General features: G+C 72.0%; 14 protein-coding genes. 8 read left to right on the plus strand and 6 right to left on the minus strand.

From position 1 onward, the window contains the following. Positions 1-211: 211 nt before the first annotated feature. Both ACZ45T_RS37840 and ACZ45T_RS37845 read right to left on the minus strand, forming a co-directional pair. Positions 212-1,174, minus strand: coding sequence for an FAD binding domain-containing protein (locus ACZ45T_RS37840; RefSeq protein ID WP_468448796.1), 963 nt, complete (start codon positions 1,172-1,174; stop codon positions 212-214). Continuing rightward, a complete protein-coding gene (locus tag ACZ45T_RS37845; protein WP_468448798.1) occupies positions 1,171-3,753 on the minus strand; it encodes a molybdopterin-dependent oxidoreductase in 2,583 nt (860 codons plus the stop codon). Before ACZ45T_RS37845 ends, ACZ45T_RS37840 begins: the two co-directional genes overlap by 4 nt. Before the next feature lie 332 nt (positions 3,754-4,085). Between ACZ45T_RS37845 and ACZ45T_RS37850 the strand changes: the two genes are divergently transcribed. Beyond that, a complete protein-coding gene (locus ACZ45T_RS37850) occupies positions 4,086-4,328 on the plus strand; it encodes an effector-associated constant component EACC1 (protein WP_468448800.1) in 243 nt (80 codons plus the stop codon). Between the two features lie 241 nt (positions 4,329-4,569). On the opposite strand, the gene ACZ45T_RS37855 is transcribed toward ACZ45T_RS37850, so the two are convergent. The 3 genes from ACZ45T_RS37855 to ACZ45T_RS37865 form a co-directional block, all read right to left on the minus strand. Continuing rightward, positions 4,570-5,373, minus strand: a complete 804-nt coding sequence (locus tag ACZ45T_RS37855) for a hypothetical protein (protein ID WP_468448802.1) — start codon at positions 5,371-5,373, stop codon at positions 4,570-4,572. Positions 5,374-5,475: 102 nt separating this feature from the next. Further along, complete coding sequence (locus tag ACZ45T_RS37860; protein ID WP_468448804.1) at positions 5,476-5,862, minus strand: hypothetical protein; 387 nt, start codon at positions 5,860-5,862, stop codon at positions 5,476-5,478. A 195-nt stretch (positions 5,863-6,057) separates the two neighbouring features. Then, a complete protein-coding gene (locus tag ACZ45T_RS37865; RefSeq protein ID WP_468448822.1) occupies positions 6,058-6,720 on the minus strand; it encodes a DNA alkylation repair protein in 663 nt (220 codons plus the stop codon). Positions 6,721-7,600: 880 nt separating this feature from the next. On the opposite strand from ACZ45T_RS37865, the gene ACZ45T_RS37870 reads away from it, so the two are divergent. The 4 genes from ACZ45T_RS37870 (at position 7,601) to ACZ45T_RS37885 (ending at position 16,038) form a co-directional block, all read left to right on the plus strand. Further along, the gene (locus ACZ45T_RS37870; RefSeq protein WP_468448806.1) at positions 7,601-9,070 is read left to right on the plus strand and encodes an acyltransferase domain-containing protein; all 1,470 of its coding nucleotides are present in this window, start codon (positions 7,601-7,603) and stop codon (positions 9,068-9,070) included. Between the two features lie 446 nt (positions 9,071-9,516). Beyond that, the gene (locus tag ACZ45T_RS37875) at positions 9,517-14,487 is read left to right on the plus strand and encodes an SDR family NAD(P)-dependent oxidoreductase (RefSeq protein WP_468448808.1); all 4,971 of its coding nucleotides are present in this window, start codon (positions 9,517-9,519) and stop codon (positions 14,485-14,487) included. Continuing rightward, positions 14,484-15,500 carry a ketoacyl-ACP synthase III family protein gene (locus ACZ45T_RS37880; protein WP_468448810.1) on the plus strand — a complete coding sequence of 339 codons (1,017 nt, stop codon included), beginning with the start codon at positions 14,484-14,486 and terminating at the stop codon, positions 15,498-15,500. Before ACZ45T_RS37875 ends, ACZ45T_RS37880 begins: the two co-directional genes overlap by 4 nt. A 145-nt stretch (positions 15,501-15,645) precedes the next feature. Beyond that, complete coding sequence (locus ACZ45T_RS37885) at positions 15,646-16,038, plus strand: nuclear transport factor 2 family protein (protein WP_468448812.1); 393 nt, start codon at positions 15,646-15,648, stop codon at positions 16,036-16,038. 31 nt (positions 16,039-16,069) lie between these two features. Here ACZ45T_RS37885 and ACZ45T_RS37890 read toward each other — a convergent pair whose 3' ends face one another. Next, complete coding sequence (locus tag ACZ45T_RS37890; RefSeq protein WP_468448814.1) at positions 16,070-16,879, minus strand: SDR family NAD(P)-dependent oxidoreductase; 810 nt, start codon at positions 16,877-16,879, stop codon at positions 16,070-16,072. Positions 16,880-17,070: 191 nt separating this feature from the next. Here ACZ45T_RS37890 and ACZ45T_RS37895 point away from each other — a divergent pair, with 191 nt between their 5' ends. The 3 genes from ACZ45T_RS37895 (at position 17,071) to ACZ45T_RS37905 (ending at position 19,438) form a co-directional block, all read left to right on the plus strand. Continuing rightward, positions 17,071-17,667 carry a TetR/AcrR family transcriptional regulator gene (locus tag ACZ45T_RS37895; protein ID WP_468448816.1) on the plus strand — a complete coding sequence of 199 codons (597 nt, stop codon included), beginning with the start codon at positions 17,071-17,073 and terminating at the stop codon, positions 17,665-17,667. Positions 17,668-17,864: 197 nt separating this feature from the next. Beyond that, a complete protein-coding gene (locus ACZ45T_RS37900) occupies positions 17,865-18,110 on the plus strand; it encodes a DUF6296 family protein (RefSeq protein ID WP_468448818.1) in 246 nt (81 codons plus the stop codon). Between the two features lie 86 nt (positions 18,111-18,196). Beyond that, positions 18,197-19,438, plus strand: a complete 1,242-nt coding sequence (locus ACZ45T_RS37905; protein WP_468448820.1) for a glycosyltransferase — start codon at positions 18,197-18,199, stop codon at positions 19,436-19,438. Positions 19,439-19,527: the final 89 nt, after the last annotated feature.

The raw sequence follows: 19,527 nt of genomic DNA on the forward strand, positions 1-19,527 counted from the left end.
GAGTACGTCCAGTACTCGGGCGCCCCTCCGCCTTGCGATGCACGGCACCAGACAACGCGGGCTTAACCGGCAAGATCCGAAAGAGACGGCCTAGGGGACGCATCGCAAGGCGGAGGGCCGCGGCTCGTACTGGACGTACCAGCGCGGTCCGACAACGCGGCGAGGTGCCGTGCCGGGGGCCGTGACCCGGTGAACCTTTCCGGCCACAGCACTAGCCGGCGGCAGCCGGGCCGACGGCCTGTTCCAGGGCTTCCAGGACGGTGTCGCGGAACAGCGTGGCCTTGTAACCGGTCTGCGGCAGCGGCCTGCAGCGGGCGAGCACCGTCGCGGCCGCTGCGGCGAGGACCCCGGAGGTGGCCTCGCGGCCGATCAGGGCGGCCTCCACCTCCGTCAGCCTCAGCGGGACGCGCGCCACCCCGCCCGCCGCGACGGCGGCGTGCGTGACGGTGGCGCCGTCGAGCGCGAGCCGGGCGGTGGCCTCGACCAGGGGCCATTCGGCGTGGGCCCGGCTGGTGGCCCGGTGGCAGGCGGCGCGTTCGCCGGGCAGGGGTGCGGGCAGGTGGACCGCGGTGAGGATGCGGTCCGGCGGCAGGAGGTGGTCGGCGTGGTAGAGCCGGTCGCCGTCCCCGTACAAGTCGGCGACGCTGCGCGCGGATTCGCCGTGGATCTCGGCCTCGGCGTCGTAGGTGAGCAGGGCCATCGCGAGGGTGGACGGGTGCGGGGTGACGCACGGGCCGTCTCCGCTGACCACGCCGAAGTGGTGGTCGCCCTCGCGCGCGGGGCAGCCGGTGCCGCCCGTCTGGAGGCAGCTGACGTGCGGATTGCGGTAATACCAACAGCGGTTGCGCTGCAGCAGGTTGCCGCCCAGGGTGCCGGCCGCGCGGATCTGCGGCGTGGCCGCGGTCCCGGCCGACACCGCGAGGGCCGGCCAGCCGGCGCGCACCTGCGGATCGGCGGCCAGCGCGGCGAGGGTGGTCAGGGCGCCGATCCGCAGCCCGCCGCCGGGCAGCGGTGTGGTGCCGCGCAGCTGGCCGGCGCCGTCGAGGTCGGTGAACGGCCCGGGTGAGACGCCGCTGCGCTGCCGGGCGGTGGTGTCGGTGCCACCGGCGCGCAGCTCCCCGCCGCGGGTCAGGACGGCGGCCGAGAGGTCGGTGAGGGTGGGCTCGGTGCTCACGTACCCAGTCCTTCCAAGAGCCGGTCGGGGCGGATGGGCATGTCGTACGGGCGCCAGCCGGTCGCGTCGTGGACCGCGTTGGCCAGGCACGCCGCCGTGGGCAGGGTGGCGATCTCGCCGAGGCCGACACCGCCGCCGGGGACGTGCTCGAACCCCTCCTGATGGAAGTGGATGGTGATCTCGGGGGTGTCGCCGATCCCGGGGATGCGGTAGTCCTCCAGGTTCTCGGTCAGCACCCGCCCGGTCGCCGGGTCGGTGCGCCGCTCCTCGTACAGGGCGTAGCCGACGCCCTGTACGACCGCGCCCTCGCACTGGCTCCTGGCCAGCCGGTCCTCGTGGATGCGGCCCGCGGAGATGCCGCTCCACACGCGCAGCGGGCGGATCCGGCCCAGCCGTGTGTCCACCTCGACCTCGGCGACCTGCACCGATCCGGTGAAGCCGCGGCCGATCGCCACACCGCCCAGGGTGAAGGGGATCGCGTAGCCCCGGCGGTCGCGGGGTCGCCGGCCCGTCACCCGCACGCCGTGCGCCGCGTCCAGCCGCGCCGCGACGTCACCGCCGCCGAGCGCGTCCCGCAGCCGTACGGCGGCGTCCGCGGCGGCGGGCACGAGGGAAGGCGTGGTGCGGCTGCCGCCGGAGGTGGGACCGTGAACGGCGTCGCTCCGGCCGACCTCGGCGCGCACCCTCCCCTCCGGCACGCCCAGCCCCTGGGCGACGGCCCGGCGCAGCACGGTGCGCGAGCCCGTGCCCATGTCCTGCACGGCGCAGCGGGCGACGACGATTCCGTCCTCGACGGTGAGCTCGACCTCGGTGACGGGATCGAGGAAGTACATCCAGTTGGCCGCCGCGACGCCGACGCCGCGGCGGAACCGTCCGGTGCCGCCGCGGGGACCGGCCCAGAGGGGAAGCGTGGCGGCCCGGTCGTACAGGGCGTGCCGCTTGAGGTTGCCGTCCCAGCGGCGGCGCAGGGCGATCGGGTCCTGGCCGAGCCTGTGGGCCATCTCGTCGACGGCCTGTTCCAGCGCCCAGCACAGCGTGGGTCCGCCCGGGCCGCGGAACGGGGCGCCCGGAGGCCGGTGGGTGACCGCGTCGAAGTCGCGGAGCCGGCGCGGGGCCTTGCCGTACATGAACCGGGCCAGTGCCGCCACGGAGCCTCCGACCGAGACCCCGCCGTCGCTGTCCGCGTCCATGGCCAGCGCACTCAGATCGCCGGCCGCGTCCGCGACCATCGCCAGCCGGATCCGGGTGCCGGGCCGGTATCCGCCGTCGGTGAGCTCCTCGTCCCTGTCCAGCACCACCCGCACCGGGGCCTCGTACAGCCGGGCCAACTCCACCGCGGCGACGACGTCGGAGGTCAGTCCCATCTTGCAGCCGAATCCGCCACCTACGTGGACGGCCTTCGCCACCACCCGTTCGACGGGCACACCGAAGCGCTCGGCGGCGAGCTCGGCCACCTGCTTCACCGACTGCGTGGACACCTCCAGGTGGAGGCTGCCGTCGACCCACTGGGCCAGGCAGGCGTGCGGTTCGAGGGGGGTATGGCTCTGCGCGGCGGTGGTGAACTCGCCCTCGACCACCCGCTCGGGGTTCCGGGCCCGGGCCTCGTTGATACGGCGTACGGCGGTGGCGGGGCGTTTGCTCATGGCGGACGGGCCCCGCAGGTTGCCGCGCCAGCGGGCGGGCACCAGCTGGGGGGTCTCGCCGGACCCCGGTGCCCGCTTGCGCGCCGCCTTGTCCTCGTAGACCAACGGGCCTCCGCCGGCCCGGGCTTGGCGTACGTCCAGGGCCGCCGGCAGCACCTCGTAGTCCACCGTGACCCGCTCCGCGGCCGCCCGCGCGGCGGCCCGGCCGCGCGCCGCGACCGCGGCCACCGGCTGCCCGACGTAGCGCACCACGCCGTCGGGAGGCAGCAGCGGCACCAGCGGGAGGTCTCCGGCCTCCAGGGAGCGTACGTGCGCGTGCGCGTGCGGCGAGCGGATGATCACCCCCTCCAGGAGGCCCTCGGGGCGCAGGTCCGTGGTGTACCGGGCCGATCCGTCGATCTTCTCCGGGGCTTCGGCGCGCGGGACCGCCGGCGCCTCTCCACCGGTCGGCTCCCCCTCACCGGTCGGTGACGTGTCGTAGTCGCCCGCGCAGGCCGCTGCCACCGCCCTGAAGATCCCCTCGTACGCTCCGCAGCGGCACAGGTGACCCGCCAGCGCGTCCGCGATCTGCTCCCGCCCCGGCCGGGTGCGGCCGTGCGCTGTCCGCCACCGCTCGAAGAACGCCGCCGCCTCGACCACGAACCCCGGCGTGCAGTAGCCGCACTGGAGGGCGTCCTCGCCTGCGAAGGCGCGCGCCACCGGGTGGCCGGACAGGCCCTCCACCGTCGTCACCCGTCGGCCGGCCAGCACGACCGCCGGCGTCAGGCAGGACACCCGGGGCTCACCGTCGACCTGGATCGTGCAGGCCCCGCACACCCCGCCCGCGCAGACCAGCTTGGTGCCGGTCAGACCCAGCCGGTCGCGCACCACCTCCACGGCGGCCGGGTCGTCGTCCACGTCCACCGCGCGCCGGGCGCCATTGACCTCGAACTCCACGAGACGTACTCCTCAGACGTGGGGTGGCGACCGCCGGGCCTCGCGCTCACCTTCACGCTCCTTGATATCCCGCTCCCGGGGTCGCCGCAGCTCGGCGCGCCCGCGCCGCCGCTCTACGGCTCCAAAGGAGGAGACCCGGTGTGGCGGGCGGGCCCGTCCCGCCCGGGCGTGTGTCCATGACGCCCGACATCGCTGCGCGCACGTCAGAGGGTCGTCGGGCGCGGTCCAATCGGCCGGTATTCGACCGACCCCCTGCCGGTACGGAAGTCCTACGATGACCACGCGGCCGGGAGGGCCGCGCCGTGCCAGAGGGGGAAGGAAGCGCCGGCCGCATGCACCTTCGCATCGACGTCCCGGGGGACGATGCCGCAATGGAGGACCTCGGCACCTGGCTGGGCGCCGAACGGTCCTTGCGTGGCCGCGTGAAACTGAAGAGCTCACCGCCGCAGGCGGGCCCCATGGGCGCCGACACCGAACTCGTGCTGCAGATCGCGGAGCTGGGCGTGGCAGTCTACCCGCTGCACTGGCTCGACCCGGCCGGACCGGTCGTCCACCGCGGCCGCGAGATCACGTAGTTCGCCGGCGACTCCTCGGCCCGCGCCGACAAGGTGAAGGCCGACTCCGACCTCCTGCGCCGGGTCGGGCTGGACGATTTCCTCGCCCACGTCGGCCAGAACTCCTACGACGGGGGCGAGGCACTCCTGATAGGTCTCCTCTTCTTCGTCGCCGCCCTCGGCTGCCTCGTGGCCGGGGGGGCACGCGGGCCGCACCCTGACCAACCGCCTCCCGGACGGCGGCCCGGACTGGAGGAGCCTGTCAGGTCGCTGGGGGTAGGTGGCGCGCTGCTGCGAGTTTGGCCATCGTCCGAAGTTTGGTGAAGTAGGAGGCGCAGTACTCCTCGTTGATCAGGGGCACGGTCTTGTCGAGGTCGGCGATGCACGCCCAGAGGACGGCAATGCCACGGTCGTCGAGTCCGCCGTTCAGCTCTCTCTGCACGAGGCCGGCGACATCGGCGTCCAGGAGGATCAGCTCCACGCCCTCGATGTCCACGCCGCGGAAGCTTGCGGGGAACAGCGCACGCAGGTGTTCCTCCCACAGCCGGGCGAGTCGGTCTTCAGGCTGTGCTCCGGCTGCCGCTTCTGCCGTGGTTGGTGGGCGAAGGAGCAGGGAGACAGCATCGAAGACGGCACGCACCATGCCGACGGCCCTGGCCGGGCTGAGGGCGGCACTTGTCACGGCGCCCTGCGTGAGCTCGTCGCGCAGCAGTCGGCCGCGGTCGAGTTCGGCGGCGAGTTCGGCCGGGACGAGCCCTGCGTCGGTGGCCCGCTCGATGAGGTCCTGGAGTGGCTCGTTGATGGCCAGACGCTCGGCAAGGACGTGTTCCAGGGCGAACAGGGCATGCGTGACGGCGACGGTGGCGAACTCGTACCGGTAGCAGGAGTGCCGGATGAGCTCGCGGGAGGTTTCCATCGCGCTCATGACGTACATCGACGCGTCGCCCGGCAGAACCAGGTCGGCAACCAGGGCGTGCATGCCCGCATAGTCGAGAACGATGTCGCGGGCGCGCGGGTCCAGTGGTGGCAGAGGGAGCGAGCCGGGCAACGGCGGCAGGGGGTTCACCAGAGCAGTCTTGTCGTCTGAAGGCCGTCCGTGCCATCGGAATTACTGGGGCGGTTGGCGGCCCGCTGCCGCAGGTCGGCGGCGCTGCCCCGGCCCGACCACTCACCCCAGCCGCCCTTCGACGGTCACCTCGGCGGGCCAGATGCCGTGCTCGATGAAGCACGCCACGGCCTGGCCGGCGACGTCGAAGGCGACGGTGTCCCGGTCGGCGTAGGTGTCGACCTGCCCGTTGGACAGCACGTAGCCGCCGGAGGAGCCTTCGCCGCGCGGATCGACGAGATGCTCGCCTGGGTCGTCTTCCCCGTCCAGCAACACGACCATCGCGCGTTCGCCGTTGGTGACCACGGCCAAGCGCCGCCCCGCGTCATTCTCGAACCACGTTTCCTGGTTCGCCCAGTCCCACCGCTTTCGAAGCAGCTGTCGAGCTTCCTCGCCGGAGTAGGCGTGACCGGCAGAGCCTTGCAGGTGCCAGCGGTTCGTAGGGGTCAAGGTGCTCCTGCCTCGATCTGGCGTCTCCGAACAGCCAGGGCCGGACACGGGCGATGGCAACGCCGGGACCTTGGGAGCCCCCATTCTGGCGGATGACCGGGGGACGGGCCGGCCGCACCGACCCGTCGCCGTCCACCGTCCGAACACCGACTGAGTCGATGGCGCACCGGCGCCTCAAGAACGAGCCACCGCCAGTCAAGCCAACGTCTGCTCGTTCTTCTCGTGCTGTCTGCGCACCATTTCAGTGATCCAGATGGGCGCGAACGGAGACGTGCAGCCCGGGGACGTCGGGTAGTCCTTGAGCACTTCCAGGCGCTCACCGATGTCGATCGCACGGGTGCGGTGCTCGGCGTGCTCGATTCCGATCTGCGCCAGACAGTGGTTCATCGCCCACTGCAAGCGATCCGGGGCGTCCTTCATCTCCGCCTCGATGACGTCGAGCAGTCCAGCGAGGTCGAGTCCCTCGGGCTTCTTCGTCACGCGTTCGGTGGTCAGAGCCCAGCCGGCACTCGCGACCACCGGATCCGGGTCGGCGGACCAGGCCAGGCGCAGCTCTTCGGCGTACGGGTTCTTCTTCACCACGTAGTTCACGAGCCAGTCGTGGACCTTGGGGGTGCGCGCCTCGCGCAACATGACGTCCAACGCGTCGCGCTCGAACGCCTTCGGGCGGCAGATCAGGATCGCCAGCAGTCTCGCCGCGGTGTCATCCGTCGCCCAGAGCCCGCGTGCGAGTTCTTGCTGCGTCTTCAGCCGCTTCGCGAGCGCGCGCAGCTTGCCGAGGTTCACACCGTGGTCGTCACCGTGCTTCTCATTCACTTCGCGCGCCTTCGGGTCCTCGAGCTCGGCCAGCTCGGCCATCACTTCGGCCACCAGCGTCTCGGCCACCTCAGCCTCCTGTCCGTCACGTACCGGATGCAGCCTACGAGGGAAGTCGGCCCTCCTGCCGGACACGCCGACGTGTGCCGGGACAAACCCCTCGCCGAGTCCCGGCCCATCAAACCTGTCCGCCAAACAGGAACAACCGCCGGCACGGCGCCCATCCCGCGCGCGTCCCAATTTCCGCGCCATGGGGCGGATCTCACCAGGCAGGTGGCCCGGAGCCGCGCCTTGTGACTTACGTGATGGTTTCAAGCCAGAAGAAAGGAAAAAGAAAGGAACTTGATATTCAATGCGGCGTATGTAGTGTTTATTCGTCTGTTCCGAACACCTTTGGCCGAGTGTCGGCCGGGTGCGTGAAAAATAAAGAGGAGTCAATCAGTGCGTACTTCCATATGGGTCGCCTCGGCGGCCGTGGCCGCCTCATTCCTCACTGCCGCGGTGTCTGGCACGGCAACGGCCGCCGAGGTTCCGGTTCCCCAGGCCGTGTCCTCGACCGTACCTGCGGGCTACGTGGGTTATAAGACATACGACAGTGCCGCAAAGTGCGAGGCCCGGGGGCAGAGGGGAATCACCGAAGGCACCTGGAGTGCCTATGTGTGCGAGCGGATATCCTTAGGCGTGGAAATGCCCGCCTACCTCCACGGGCTGTATGTGAAGAAGTAAGGATTCCACTTCCGACGGGCTGAACATAAGCCTCCGCATAGCCGGGCCGGGGCCATGAGGCCCCGGCCGCAGGCCGTGAATACCCGTGACTCGGATAGAGCGTGGTCCCGGCACGCGCCGGTGCGTCCGATGCAGAACCGGACGCACCGGGGTGGCGGCAAGATCACAAACGTACTGAAGACGAGGGAGTTGCGAGATGGATGGACGCGTTGTCCTGCTGATACCGGGGACCGTTCCCCGGCCGAGCAGCGGTGTCTTAGGCGAGCTGGCACGGGAGTTCGTCTCCGTCGGGGACGTGCTGGCGCGGATCGACGAAGTCGCGGTAGAGCTGGGCATGGAGAAGGTGTCTCCCCGGTTGGTCGGCCCGAGCGCCCCGCCGCCCGGTTCGGCTGATCCGGACGCGCAGTACCTGGAGATCTTCGCGGTCTCCGCGGCGGTGAGCGCGGCAGCCGCCGAATGCGGCCTGGAGCCTTTTGCCGTGGCGGGGCAGAGCATCGGCGAGTTGTGGGCGCTGGCCGCCGCCGGACATCTGACGATCGAGGACGCGGCCCGTCTCGCGGTGGCCCGTTCCCGTGCCCTGTCCGAGCAGAACTGGCCCGGGGCGATGCTGGCGGTGGGGACCCGGGAGGCCGACGCGCGCAACCTCGCGGCGCTCGTCGGGGACCCCGATCTGGTGGTGGCCTGTGTGAACGCGCCCCGCCAGTCCGTCCTGAGCGGGCCGGCTGCCGCGATCGCGCGCGCCGGCGAGATCGCCGAGTTCCTGGGGTGGCCGACCGCCGAACTCGATGTCCCGCATGCCTCGCACTCCCCGGCTCTCGGCCCGGCGGCTCGCCTGCTGAGGAACCAGCAACCCCCCGTGCCGTACGGGGGCAGGAACTGGCGGATCTGGTCCACGAACCTGGGGCGTGAGGTCGGGGACGACGACCCGCTGGAGATGACCATCGACTCGCTGACCAGCCCCGTTCGGCTCCTGGACACGCTCAGGGACCTCCACGGGCAGGGCGTGAATGTCTTCGTGGACTGCGGAGCCCGACCGGTCGCCGGCCCCCTCGCGGAGGCTTCGTTGCCGGGCATTCGCGTGTACGTCCCGCTGGCGGATGCCGCCGGCCCGGCCGCGGTCCTGCGGGGCCTCGCGTCCGGCGCTCTGGCCTCGGCCCCGGTTGGTACGGCCGAGTCCGCAGGGAGCCACGGAAAGAAGTCCAAGGGCAAGGGCAAGGGCAAGGGCAAGCGCAACGGCAAGCTGAAGGACACCCGGCCCTCCCCGACGGACGCTCCCACCTGGGCGGCTGCGCCGTCGCCGGTTCACGAAGCCGTGGCCGCCGCCACCGAGACCTTGCGGGAGCCTGCCGCCACGCCATCCGAGCCCGAGGTGTCGGCCGCGTCGGCCGCGTCGGCCGTGCCCTCGGTAGCCGATCGGCAGGAGATCGTCGCCCGCCTGCGCACCGTGTACGCGGAAGCCCTCGAGTACCCCGAAGAGGTACTGGAGGAGGACGCCGACCTCGAGGCGGCCCTCGGGGTCGAATCCCTCCAGCAACTGGCCCTCCTGCGACGCACCGAAGAGCTCTACGGCGTCGAGGGCCTGCGGCACAACCCCAATCTCCTCCAGCTGGCCACCTTGGGCAGGATCGCCGACGCCGTCATCGAGGCCCGGGCGGCGGCGGTGTAGCGCGGTCGCGGCCGAGGGGGAGGACCGGGAAACCGGGAACTCGCCAGCGAGACCGTGCCGGTCACGTCGGGGCCCGGGCCGTGAACAGCCATCAGCCGACACGGCCGGTCACGGTCTTGCGCGTCCTCAGCCCCTCACCGCCTGGTCCGTGGCGATCTGCCGCGACGGACCCGACGTCAGGCGCCATCCCCCCGCAGGTGGGGACGGCCGACGGCAGTCGGTGTCCATGCCGTCACCGGCCTCCGAACCACCCCAGCACCCGTCAGCCGACAGCCGCACTCTCATTGGTCGACGCCGCCCGATTCCCATCCGGCCCTGACGGTCGCCGGTCGATGGGGGTGTCGGGCCCCCGCGCCCACCTCGTAGATCCTCGGTGCCGCACCGCACCAGCCGGACGGACGCCGGTGCCCGCCCCTGCCCGATCAGACGATTCCGGAGAGAAGACCATGAGCAACCCGCCCGTCGCGATTGTGGGGTACGGCGCGGTCCTGGCCGGCGCCGACAGCCCACAACAGGTATGGGAAGTCCTGGAAGCCGGCCGCAACCAGTTCAAGCCGCCCCTGCTGTGGAGCGCCGAGCACGTCATGCCACCCGAGCTGCGCAACGCAGCCCTGGGAGGCTTCATCGACAAGCTCACGCCGCACCCTCGCCTTGCCGCCGATATCGACGCCGGAGACTGGCCCGCCGACGCCCCGCCCGTCATGACGTTCCTGCGGCACTCAGCCCTCCAGGCCCTCGACGGGCTCCGCGCCCGCGACACCGACCGCTGGCTGTGCGCGGCCGCCAGCATGGGCGAGCACGAGTATCCCCACCTCTACAACGACGTGCTCGCCCGCACCTACGCGAGTCATCTTGCCCGGGCCACCGAGGGCAGGCCCGGTGCCCGTTGGCTCAACGAGCACAACGGCGACATCCTGGCGGCCCACTACCAGCGCGACTCCTTCCCCCCGGCGCTGTCCACCGCCCCCTTCTACCTCCACCGCGCTCTGGAAGGCCTCGTCCCGGCCGGATCGGAGAGCGTGGTCGCCGAAGCCGCCTGCGCGAGCAGCCTCTACGCCCTCGACGCGGCCGTCCGCTCACTGCAGCAGGACACCTCCGACATCGCCCTGTGCACCTCCAGCGTCATGATCAGCCCGTCCCTGAGCCGGCTGTTCGGGACCACCGGCACACTGGCGACCGGGGACGACATCCGTCCCTTCGACGAGAAGTCCTCCGGTACCCGCACCGGCGAGGGAAGCATCACCCTCGTCCTCAAGCGCCTGGACCGGGCCCGCGCCGACGGGGACACCGTGCACGCGGTGATCCGCGGCGTCGGGCTGTCCGCCGACGGACGGGCCGCCTCCATCCACGCCCCCGCCGCCCGGGGCCAGTCCCTCGCGCTGCGCCGCGCCTGGCGGGAAGCCGGCATCGCACCCGGCGACCTGGACTGGATCATCGCCCACGGCACCGGCACCACCAAGGGGGACCCGGTCGAGCTCGAGATGCTGCGCGAGGCCCTGGCCGACCGGACCAGCCCCTGCCCGGTCACCTCGGCCAAAGCGATCTTCGGGCACACCATCGCCAACGCCGGCCTGGTCTCCGTCCTGCATGCCGTCCTCGGCCTGCGCCACGAACGGATCCTGCGCCAGCCCTACTTCGAGCGCTTCCCCGCACCCGCGGCCGGACAGTCCGTCGATCCCATTGCCGTTCCGGTGCGGCACATCGACTGGCGGCCCGGTACGCGCCCCCGCACCGTCGCCGTCTGCTCCGCCGGCCTGGGAGGGGTCAACGGTCACGTCGTCCTCACCGACGACCACCCGACCCTGCGGACCCTGCAGACCCTGCAGACCGGCAAGCCCACTCGGGCGGACTCCGTCCAGGACGACATCGTCATCGTCGCACGCACCGCGCTGTTCCCCGGGGCCGCCACCGACACGGTCGACACCTGGCTGCGCGGCGAAGGGCCGCCCCCCGAGCCCGGATTCGGCGACCGCTACCCCCATCCGACCGATCCCCCTCTGCGCATCCCGCCTCCCACGCTCCGCCAGATCGACCGCACCCAGATCATGTCCGTGCAGGCAGTCCGCGATCTCGCCCCGGCCCTCGGGGCGGCCTGGGACGAACTGCGTCCGACCACCGCCGTTGTCGCCGCCGCCGGGACCATGACGCGGCGCTCGGTCGAGGCCATGGCCCACATCCACCTCGCCGACGCCACAGCACCGGTCGCCGCGCTCCACGGCCCCGAAGCCGCCGAGGAACTCCGCTCGCTGCTGGCGACCGCCGTGACCGAGGGGTCCGCTTCACCGCATGCTCACACCTTCACCGGCGCCCCGACGGGCCTGGTGGCCGGCCGTGTGGCCAACTACCACGACCTCCAAGGCCCCATCACCACCTGCCACGCCGACACCGACAGCACCCTCGCCGCAGTTCGCCAGGCGCAGCGGTGGCTGGACAACGGCTCCTGCGATCTCGTGCTCGTCTGCGCCGCGGACGGCAACACGCTGCCGCAGAGCGACACACCGGCCGGCACCCTCGATGTTCCCAGCGACCGCGCGCCGGGTGAGGGCGTGGTCGTTCTCGCTCTCGCCCGGGCGCAGACCGCGGCCCGCCACGGCCTGCCCGCCCTGGCGACCGTACGGACCCGCATGTCCCACCCGGACGACCCGCCGGCCCCCAAGGACGGTCAGCACCTCGCCGACGGCCCCCGCTACCGCGCCGCGGCCGGGGCCCTCGCGGTGCTGGAGGCACTGACGACCGGTGCCGACACCGTCATCACCCCCCGCACGCCGGGCGCCCCGACGGTCCGCATCACCCCCGCAGGGGCGGCCGGCAGCGCATCCGATCGGGCCCAACACGCCCTCCAGGAGCCGTCGGACGCCCAGCAGGGCCAACCGATGGCGTACGGCCTGCACGAGCTTCCCCCGCCGCAGCCCCACGCCGGTGCACAGGCCGAGCCGTTCGCCCCCGGGACGCTGGTGCTGTGCGACGACCCGTTCCTGGCCGGCCTCGTGCCCGACGCACCGGACATCCACCTGTGGTGCCCCGCCGCCACCCCGACACCCCGTGCCACGCCCGTTCGCGCCGAGGACGTGGCCGCCGCCCTGGCCGGGCTGGACACTCCCCCGCAGCACGTCCGTATCCTCACCCGTCTTCCCGCCATCACCTCGCCGACCGCCACCGCCCGCGTCCTGGCCCTGCACGACCTCACCTTCGCCATCGCCAGCGCCCTCGCCGGTCCTCTCGCGACGGGCAGCGTCACGGCGCTGCTCACCCACGCCCTCCCTGACGGTGTCCCGCATCCCTTCAGCGGCTTGTTCACCGGGTCGATCCGTTCCGTCGCGACGGAACTGCCCGACTGTGCCGCCCTTACGGTGCTCGCCGGCGACCTCCCGCCGCGGAAGGCCCTCGATCTGCTCGCGGCCGAAGCGTCACGGCGCGTCCCGGGCGCCGCCGTCGCCCACCTGAACGGCAAACGCCTCGGCTTCCGGTTGGCTCCGGCCGCTCCGGCCGCTCCCGCCGCTCCCACCGACCCGGCAACCCCCTTCACGCTGGACGGGGATTCGGTGATCCTCGCGGCCGGCGGAGCGCGTGGCATCACCCCTTCGCTCCTCCTCGCCCTCACCGCCGACAAGGCCCCTCACCTCTACATCCTGGGCCGCACCCCCCTGCCCGATCCGGACGGCGGGCCCGTGCCTTCCCTCGCCGACCACATCCGCCAGACCCGCGCCCAGGACCCCTCCCTCTCCGTCAAGGACATCAAGGCCTCACACGCACGGCTGGTCCGCGCCCAGGAGATCGCCGGGACCCTTTCCCAGCTCAGAGAACAGTGCGGCGCCGACCGCGTTCACTACCTCACCTGCGATCTCACCGACGCCGAGCTGGTGGCCCGAACGGTCCGGCACGTCCTGGACCGTCACGGCCGCATCGACCTGCTGCTCAACACCGCCACCGAGATCAAGTCCCGCGCCCTCGGCTTCAAACCCCTCGGCGACTTCCGCACCGTCCGGGACATCAAGGTCCGCGGCTACCTCAACCTGAAGAACGCCCTGCGCGACAACCCGCCGCGCCTGTGGTGCAACTTCAGCTCGATGTCCGTCGTCTTCGGCAACCCCGGGGACGCCGACTACGTGGCCGGCAACGACTTCCTCACCTGCGCCGCCCGCCACCACGCCACCCCCGAAGCCAAGGAATTCAGCCTCATGTGGGCCGTGTGGTCCGACCACGGGGCGGGGGCCGATCCCCTCCTTGCCGAGCAGATCGCCAGCACCGGCCGCTACGAGGTCGTCACCGCCCGCCAAGGCGCCCGACAGCTCCTCCAGGCACTCACCCACCACGCCCACGTACAGGCCCTGGCCTTCCTCGGGACCCAAAGCCCCACGACCGCGGCCCACCCCCCGCACACCACCTCCGTCCCACAGCCCCCGGCAACGTCCGCACCGCTCCTGGGACGCCGCCTGACCGACGAGGGAGGTGACAGCGTCTTCGAGCGCCGCCTGGCCCACCCCCTCGACGCCGACGGCCCGGATGCCTGGATCACCCACCACACCGTCAAGGGCGTGCCCGTCGTCCCCGGCGCCTTCGCCCTCGAAATCGCCGCCGAAGCCGCCCTGACCCTCGCACCCCACCTGCAGGTCATCGGCTTCCGCGACCTGCGCTGCCACAGCGCCCTGACCGTCCTTCCCCAGCATCCCCCGCTGCTCATCCGAACCCGGGCACACCTGTTGCCCGCCGCTCCCGACGGCAGCCGGCGGGTCCGCGTCCGCATCCTCACCGACCGCACCAGCCCCAACGGCACGGTCCTGGTCCGAGACCGCCTCTGCCAGAGCGTCGACGTACTCCTCTCCCCCGACCAGCACCCGATCCCCACGCACGATCACCCCCGGCCCAGCCGCCCGTCCACCGGCATGGAGCTGCACCACCCCAACCCGCTGGTCCAGCTCACCGGACCGTTCGCCTCCACCGCCGGCCACCACGTGGACCATCACGGGGCCAGCGCCCGATTCGCGCTCGCCCCGCTCTGGCACCCCGCCTTCGAGGCCTTCCGCATCCCCGCACTCACCCTCGACGCCATGATCCAGACCGCGGTCCTCGCCACGGCCCCCGACGACGCCCCCGTCCCCCTGGCCGCGCTCACCGGCATCGACGCCATCGACCTCGCCACCCCCCACAACGACACCAGCCTCACCCGCGTACACCCCACCCTCGGGCTCCTGCTCCACGCCCCGACCTCCACAGACCCCGGCAGCGTCCACGCCCTCGTCGACACCACCACCGTCGTCCGCATGCACGGCATCCACGGCGCGGTACTGGGCACCCTCGACCGCACCACCGGCCGCGTCCAACGCGCCGCCGGCCTCGCACAACCCCTCACCCTCGGCATCCCCGGCGCGGCGACGCCCGCCCTGTCGGAAACCACCGAAACGGCGGCCCGGTCATGAAATGGGACGACATCCTCATCCGCTCCACGGGCCGATGGCTGCCGACAGCCACCGCGACCTCCGACGCCCTGGCCCGCGGCCTGATCAAACAGCGCCGCGCCGACCAGCTCGGCTCCTCCTTCACCACCACCAGCACCGAGGAACTCACCGTCCGCATGGCGGTCCGGGCAGCCATCGACGCACTCACCAACGCCTCGGCCAGCCCCCAAGACCTGTCCCTCCTCCTCTACACCACCGTCGGCCACCAAGCCCACAGCACTCCCGCCCAATACGTCCAACGCGCCCTCGCCGCCCCCGACGCCGAGTGCTACGAACTGCGCGCCGCCAGCAACGGCGGCATGGCCAGCCTCGTCGCCGCTGCCAGCCACCTCGCCGGCCGCCCCGACGGCGAAGCGCTGGTCACCGCCGCCGCGATCTTCCCGCCCGAGCACTTGGACCGCTGGCAGGGCAGCCCAGGAATGATCATGGCGGACGGAGGCAGCGCACTCCTGATGTCCCGCAGCTCCGGCTTCGCCCGACTCTGCGCCACCGCCCACACCGCGATTCCCGAACTGGAGGAGTTCAGCAGGGAACAAACGCAGACCGACGATGAACAGTGGAACGCCAAACGACGGCAGTTCCTCGTGGACACCGGCCTGCCACCCCACGAACACCTCATCTGGAAGGCCTTGGACCGCAGCCTCAAGGCCGTCCTGGCCGAAGAGGACATCGACCCCAAAGCCCTGCAGCACACCATCGTCCCCTCGTCCGCCTGGCAAATGGCCGACTTCTACTTCGCCGAACCCCTCGGCCTCACCCGCGAACGCACCACCTGGTACTACGCCCGCCAGACCGGCCACATCGGCCCCGCCGACCAGTTCCTCGGCCTCGACCACCTCGTCCGCGAACGCCGCCTGTACCCGGGCGACTACGTCCTCATGGTCGGCCTCGGCGGCGGCTACTGCATGACCCACGCCCTGATCCAGATCATCGAACCTCCCATCCCCCGCAACCGCATCCACTTGAACCGCTGACCAGGCCGCTGCGGGGCACTCCTGCCCCGCAGCGGCTGGGCGGGGCATCGCATCCGATCAGGTGGGAGCACTTGCACAGACGGTGCGCCCACCACCCTGTCTGCCGGATTCGGGCTACTTTCACAGCCGGCCAAGGGAGGAAGCGATGACCGATCACCCGCACATCGGTGTGTTCCAGCGCGCCATGGCGGCCTTCTCGGCGGGCGACATGGAAGCGCTGGCGGAGGTCTTCCATCCCGACGTCGTATGGCACCACGGGGGTCGGGGGCCGCTGTCGGGGGAGTATCAGGGCCGCGAGGCCGCGTTCGAGATGTTCGGTCGGGACTTCGAGCTGTCCGGCGGTACGTACCGCCCGCAGCTCCACGATGTTCTCGCCAACGACGCCCATACGGTCGCCCTCCTCCATGCCACGGCGTCGCGCGAGGGCAAGCAGCTCGACATGGACTACGTCATCGTCTTCCACATCAGCGACGGCAGGATCGTAGAGGGCTGGGAGCTCTGGGCCGATCAAGCAACCTACGACGAGTTCTGGTCGTAGGGACGCGAAGGATCTTCCGGCCGGTGATCCGTTACGCCGCCGTCCGCTGCGCCTCCTTGTGCACGTCCCGGACGCCGCGCCCGAGGCGCTCGGCGATCGCCGCGACCATCGTGCGCGGCCGGCGGGGCGCCAAGTGGGCGGACACCGCGTTGCTCAGGCCCGGTGTGACGTAGGCGCGGTCGGCGTCGAGGGCGCGCAGTGCGGACCGGACCACCGGCTCGGGCATGCTGAACGCCCCCGTCACGGCAGCCTTCCGGGTCCCGATGACGTCGAAGAACCCGGTCTCCACCGGCCCCGGGCAGAGCGCGAGCACGCGGATGCCGCGCCGTCGGTACTCCTGGCGGAGCGCGAGGCTGAAGTCGAGCACGAAGGTCTTGGACGCGCCGTAGACGGCGAAGTACGGCGTCGGCTGGAAGGCGGCGGTGGACGCCACGTTGATCACCGAGCCCCGGTCGCGCGCGAGCATGCCGGGCAGCAGCTCATGGGTGAGGTCGACGAGCGAGACGACGTTCACCATCAGCTGGTCGTGGTCACGCTGCCCGTCGGTGTCTTCGAACCGGCCGCAGGTGCCGAATCCGGCGTTGTTGACCAGCACGTCCACGGTCAGGCCACGGTCGGCCAGCTCGGCGCCGATGCGGCGGGCGGCGTCCGGTTCGGCAAGGTCCTGGACCAGGACGTGGGCGTTCACCCCGTGGGCCTCCCCGAGCCGGTCTGCGAGGGCGGCCAGGCGGTCGGCCGAGCGGGCGACCAGGACGAGGTCGTGGCCGCGCGCGGCGAGCTGCGCGGCGAACTCCGCGCCGAGGCCGGAGGATGCGCCGGTGATCAGAGCAGTGGTGCGCACAGTGGTGCTCCTTCTCTCGTGCTCGTGTGGAAACGCGGGACGGTCAGGCTGGACCAGACCGAACCGACGCTTCGTCATCTGTGACACGAGAGTATCGGATTCTCATAGAACTGCAACACCATTGTGTCGGTTATGGAGGGACCCGCGCCCTCGCTGTAACGTCTCCGCGTATGACAGGGCTGGAGGCAAACATGAGCAAGACGGCGGGCCGCCCGCTGCGGGCCGACGCCGAACGCAGCGTCCGCGCGATCCTGGCGGCCGCGGAACACGTCCTGGCCGAGAATCCGGCCGCGTCCATGGAACAGGTCGCGGAGGCGGCCGGAGTCACCCGGACCACCGTCCACCGGCGGTTCGCCAACCGGCAGGCCCTGGTCGACGCCCTGGCCGCCGAGGCGGCATCCAAACTCGCGGAGGCCATCGAGGACGGTCACCCCGAGACCGCCCCTCCGCTGGTCGCACTGCACCGCGCCACCGCCAACGTGCTACGGGTCAAGGGCGCCTGGGGCTTCGCCCTCAGCCCGGCCGTGGCCCAGAGCGAGCAGGCCGCGCGGACGCACCAGGAGATCGCGCACCGCTGCACCGAACTGCTCGGCCGGATCCAGGCCGAGGGCGCGATCGCCCCGGACGCCGACCTGGAGTGGGTACGCCGCGTCTTCTACGCCCTCATCAGCGAGGCTCTGCACGGAGGGGAAGACGCCACCCACGGCGATCACCAGCCCGACCCCGACGCGCTCGCGACCAGGATCCTCGACACCCTCCTCCACGGCGTCGGCCCGCGCCCTTCCTGACCGGCCGGGCAGGCGAAGTGCCCGACGGGTGCGCTTTCAGCGGCGCGGGCCGAGGGCGCACCGGTCGGGCTCCGCGTCCCCCCAGTCGGACCCCGGTGCCGCGTGGTGCGCCTCGTCATCGAGGCTCATGGGGCACGTTGGTACGCGGCGCCCGCCCGTGCGCGGGCCACTCGACAGCAGGGACGTGGAGGTACGCGGTGGGCGATGACCAAGAGGATCGCTACGAGCTGGTGTTCGACAGGAGTGAACCCGGGGCGGAAGGCACGGACATCGTCGTCGTCACACGCACCGCGCAGACGGGGCCGGGCGGTCATCCCGTCTATGCCGACGACACCGGAATCATCCGCGCCGAGATCAGCGACCAGGGCGAGCTCCGGATGCTGCCCTCAGGGGGCCAGCAGGCCCTGACCCATCCCGTTCGCGCGCGCCGCCCCGCATCCTGACCGCGCCTGCCACGGTCGCCGTACCCGCAACGGTGGCCGTGGGCGGCACCATCGTTCTCCAGAGTCCCGCGTGACATCATGAGGTCGTGCGCGTACTGATCGTGACCGCGGGATCCTGGGGTGACGTCGCCCCCTACACCGGATTGGGGGCGCGGCTGCGTTCCGCGGGGCACGAGGTGACGATCGCCACGCACAGCCGCTTCGACAGCGCGGTGACGGCCCACGGACTCGGCTTCCGCCCCCTGCCCGTGGACCCGCGTGAGGAACTGGCTTCCGCGGCCGGCCAGGGACTGGCCAGAGCGGTCAGCCCGCCCGTGGCCATGGCCCGGGTGATCCGCATGGCACGGGAGTTCATGCCCCGGCTCACCGAGGGTGTCGTGGACGCCGTACGGCAGGGCGCCGACGTGGTCCTGACCTCCACGCTCACCGACCCCATGTGCTCGGCACTCGGCGAGGCGTGGGGACTGCCCAGCATCGGCGTCTACCTGCAGCCGATCGAACCGACAGGGGCCTTCCCGCCCCTGGTCACCGGGTCCCGGTCGTTCGGACCGTACGGGAACAGGCTGGCGGCGCGAGCCCTGTGGGCCGCCACGGACCGGCTCTTCGCCCCGGCAGTGGGCGAGCTGCGGCGTGAACTCGGCCTGCCCGCGCAGAGGTTCGGCGGGCCGCTCGGCCTGCCGCGCGGGCGCACCGTCCTGCACGGGTTCAGCCCGAGCGTCGTCCGCCGCCCTGCGGACTGGCCCGAAGGCCACGAGGTCGCCGGGTACTGGTGGCCCGCGGAGCCGCCCGGCTGGCAACCCGAGCCGCGGCTGCTGGACTTCATCGGCGCGGGCCCCCCGCCCGTCTTCGTCGGCTTCGGCAGCTTCGTCGCCGCCGATGCGGAGCAGCTGAGCGGGCTCGTCTCCGAGGCCCTGCGACGGGCCAAGGTGCGCGGCATCGTCCAGGCGGGATGGTCCGGCCTGCACGCCGAGGGCGACGATCTGCTCACCGTCCAAGAGGTGCCCCACACCTGGCTGTTCCCGCGCACCGCCGCCGTGATCCACCATTCGGGCGCCGGCACCACCGCGGCCGGCCTGCGCGCAGGGGTCCCGGCCGTCCCCGTCCCGGTCCAGTTGGACCAGCACTTCTGGGCCGCCCGCCTCAGCGCTCTGGGCGTCTGCGGTCCACCGCTTCGCTACCAGCACCTGACCGCACCCCGGCTGGCCGCCGCAATCGTCGCGGCCACCCGGACCCCTGCCTTCGCCGCCCGCTCCCGCCGGCTCGCCGCCGGGATCTCCCAGGAGGACGGAGCGGCGCGGGTACTCACCGCGCTGGAGCGGCTCGGCTAGGCCGTCTCTTTCGGATCTTGCCTGGCCCGCGCTGCCTGGCACCGCACCTCGCCGCGTTGTCGGGGCGCCCGAGTACGTCCAGTACTCGG

It is taken from the genome of Streptomyces sp. NPDC030995, assembly GCF_055571215.1.

Bases quoted from the DNA above. Each gene is read 5' to 3' on its own strand.
- ACZ45T_RS37865 (WP_468448822.1), bottom strand. From the start codon at position 6,720: ATGGCCGAGCTGGCCGAGCTCGAGGACCCGAAGGCGCGCGAAGTGAAT.
- ACZ45T_RS37875 (WP_468448808.1), top strand. From the start codon at position 9,517: ATGAGCAACCCGCCCGTCGCGATTGTGGGGTACGGCGCGGTCCTGGCC.
- ACZ45T_RS37885 (WP_468448812.1), top strand. From the start codon at position 15,646: ATGACCGATCACCCGCACATCGGTGTGTTCCAGCGCGCCATGGCGGCC.
- ACZ45T_RS37870 (WP_468448806.1), top strand. From the start codon at position 7,601: ATGGATGGACGCGTTGTCCTGCTGATACCGGGGACCGTTCCCCGGCCG.
- ACZ45T_RS37880 (WP_468448810.1), top strand. From the start codon at position 14,484: ATGAAATGGGACGACATCCTCATCCGCTCCACGGGCCGATGGCTGCCG.
- ACZ45T_RS37850 (WP_468448800.1), top strand. From the start codon at position 4,086: ATGCACCTTCGCATCGACGTCCCGGGGGACGATGCCGCAATGGAGGAC.
- ACZ45T_RS37895 (WP_468448816.1), top strand. From the start codon at position 17,071: ATGAGCAAGACGGCGGGCCGCCCGCTGCGGGCCGACGCCGAACGCAGC.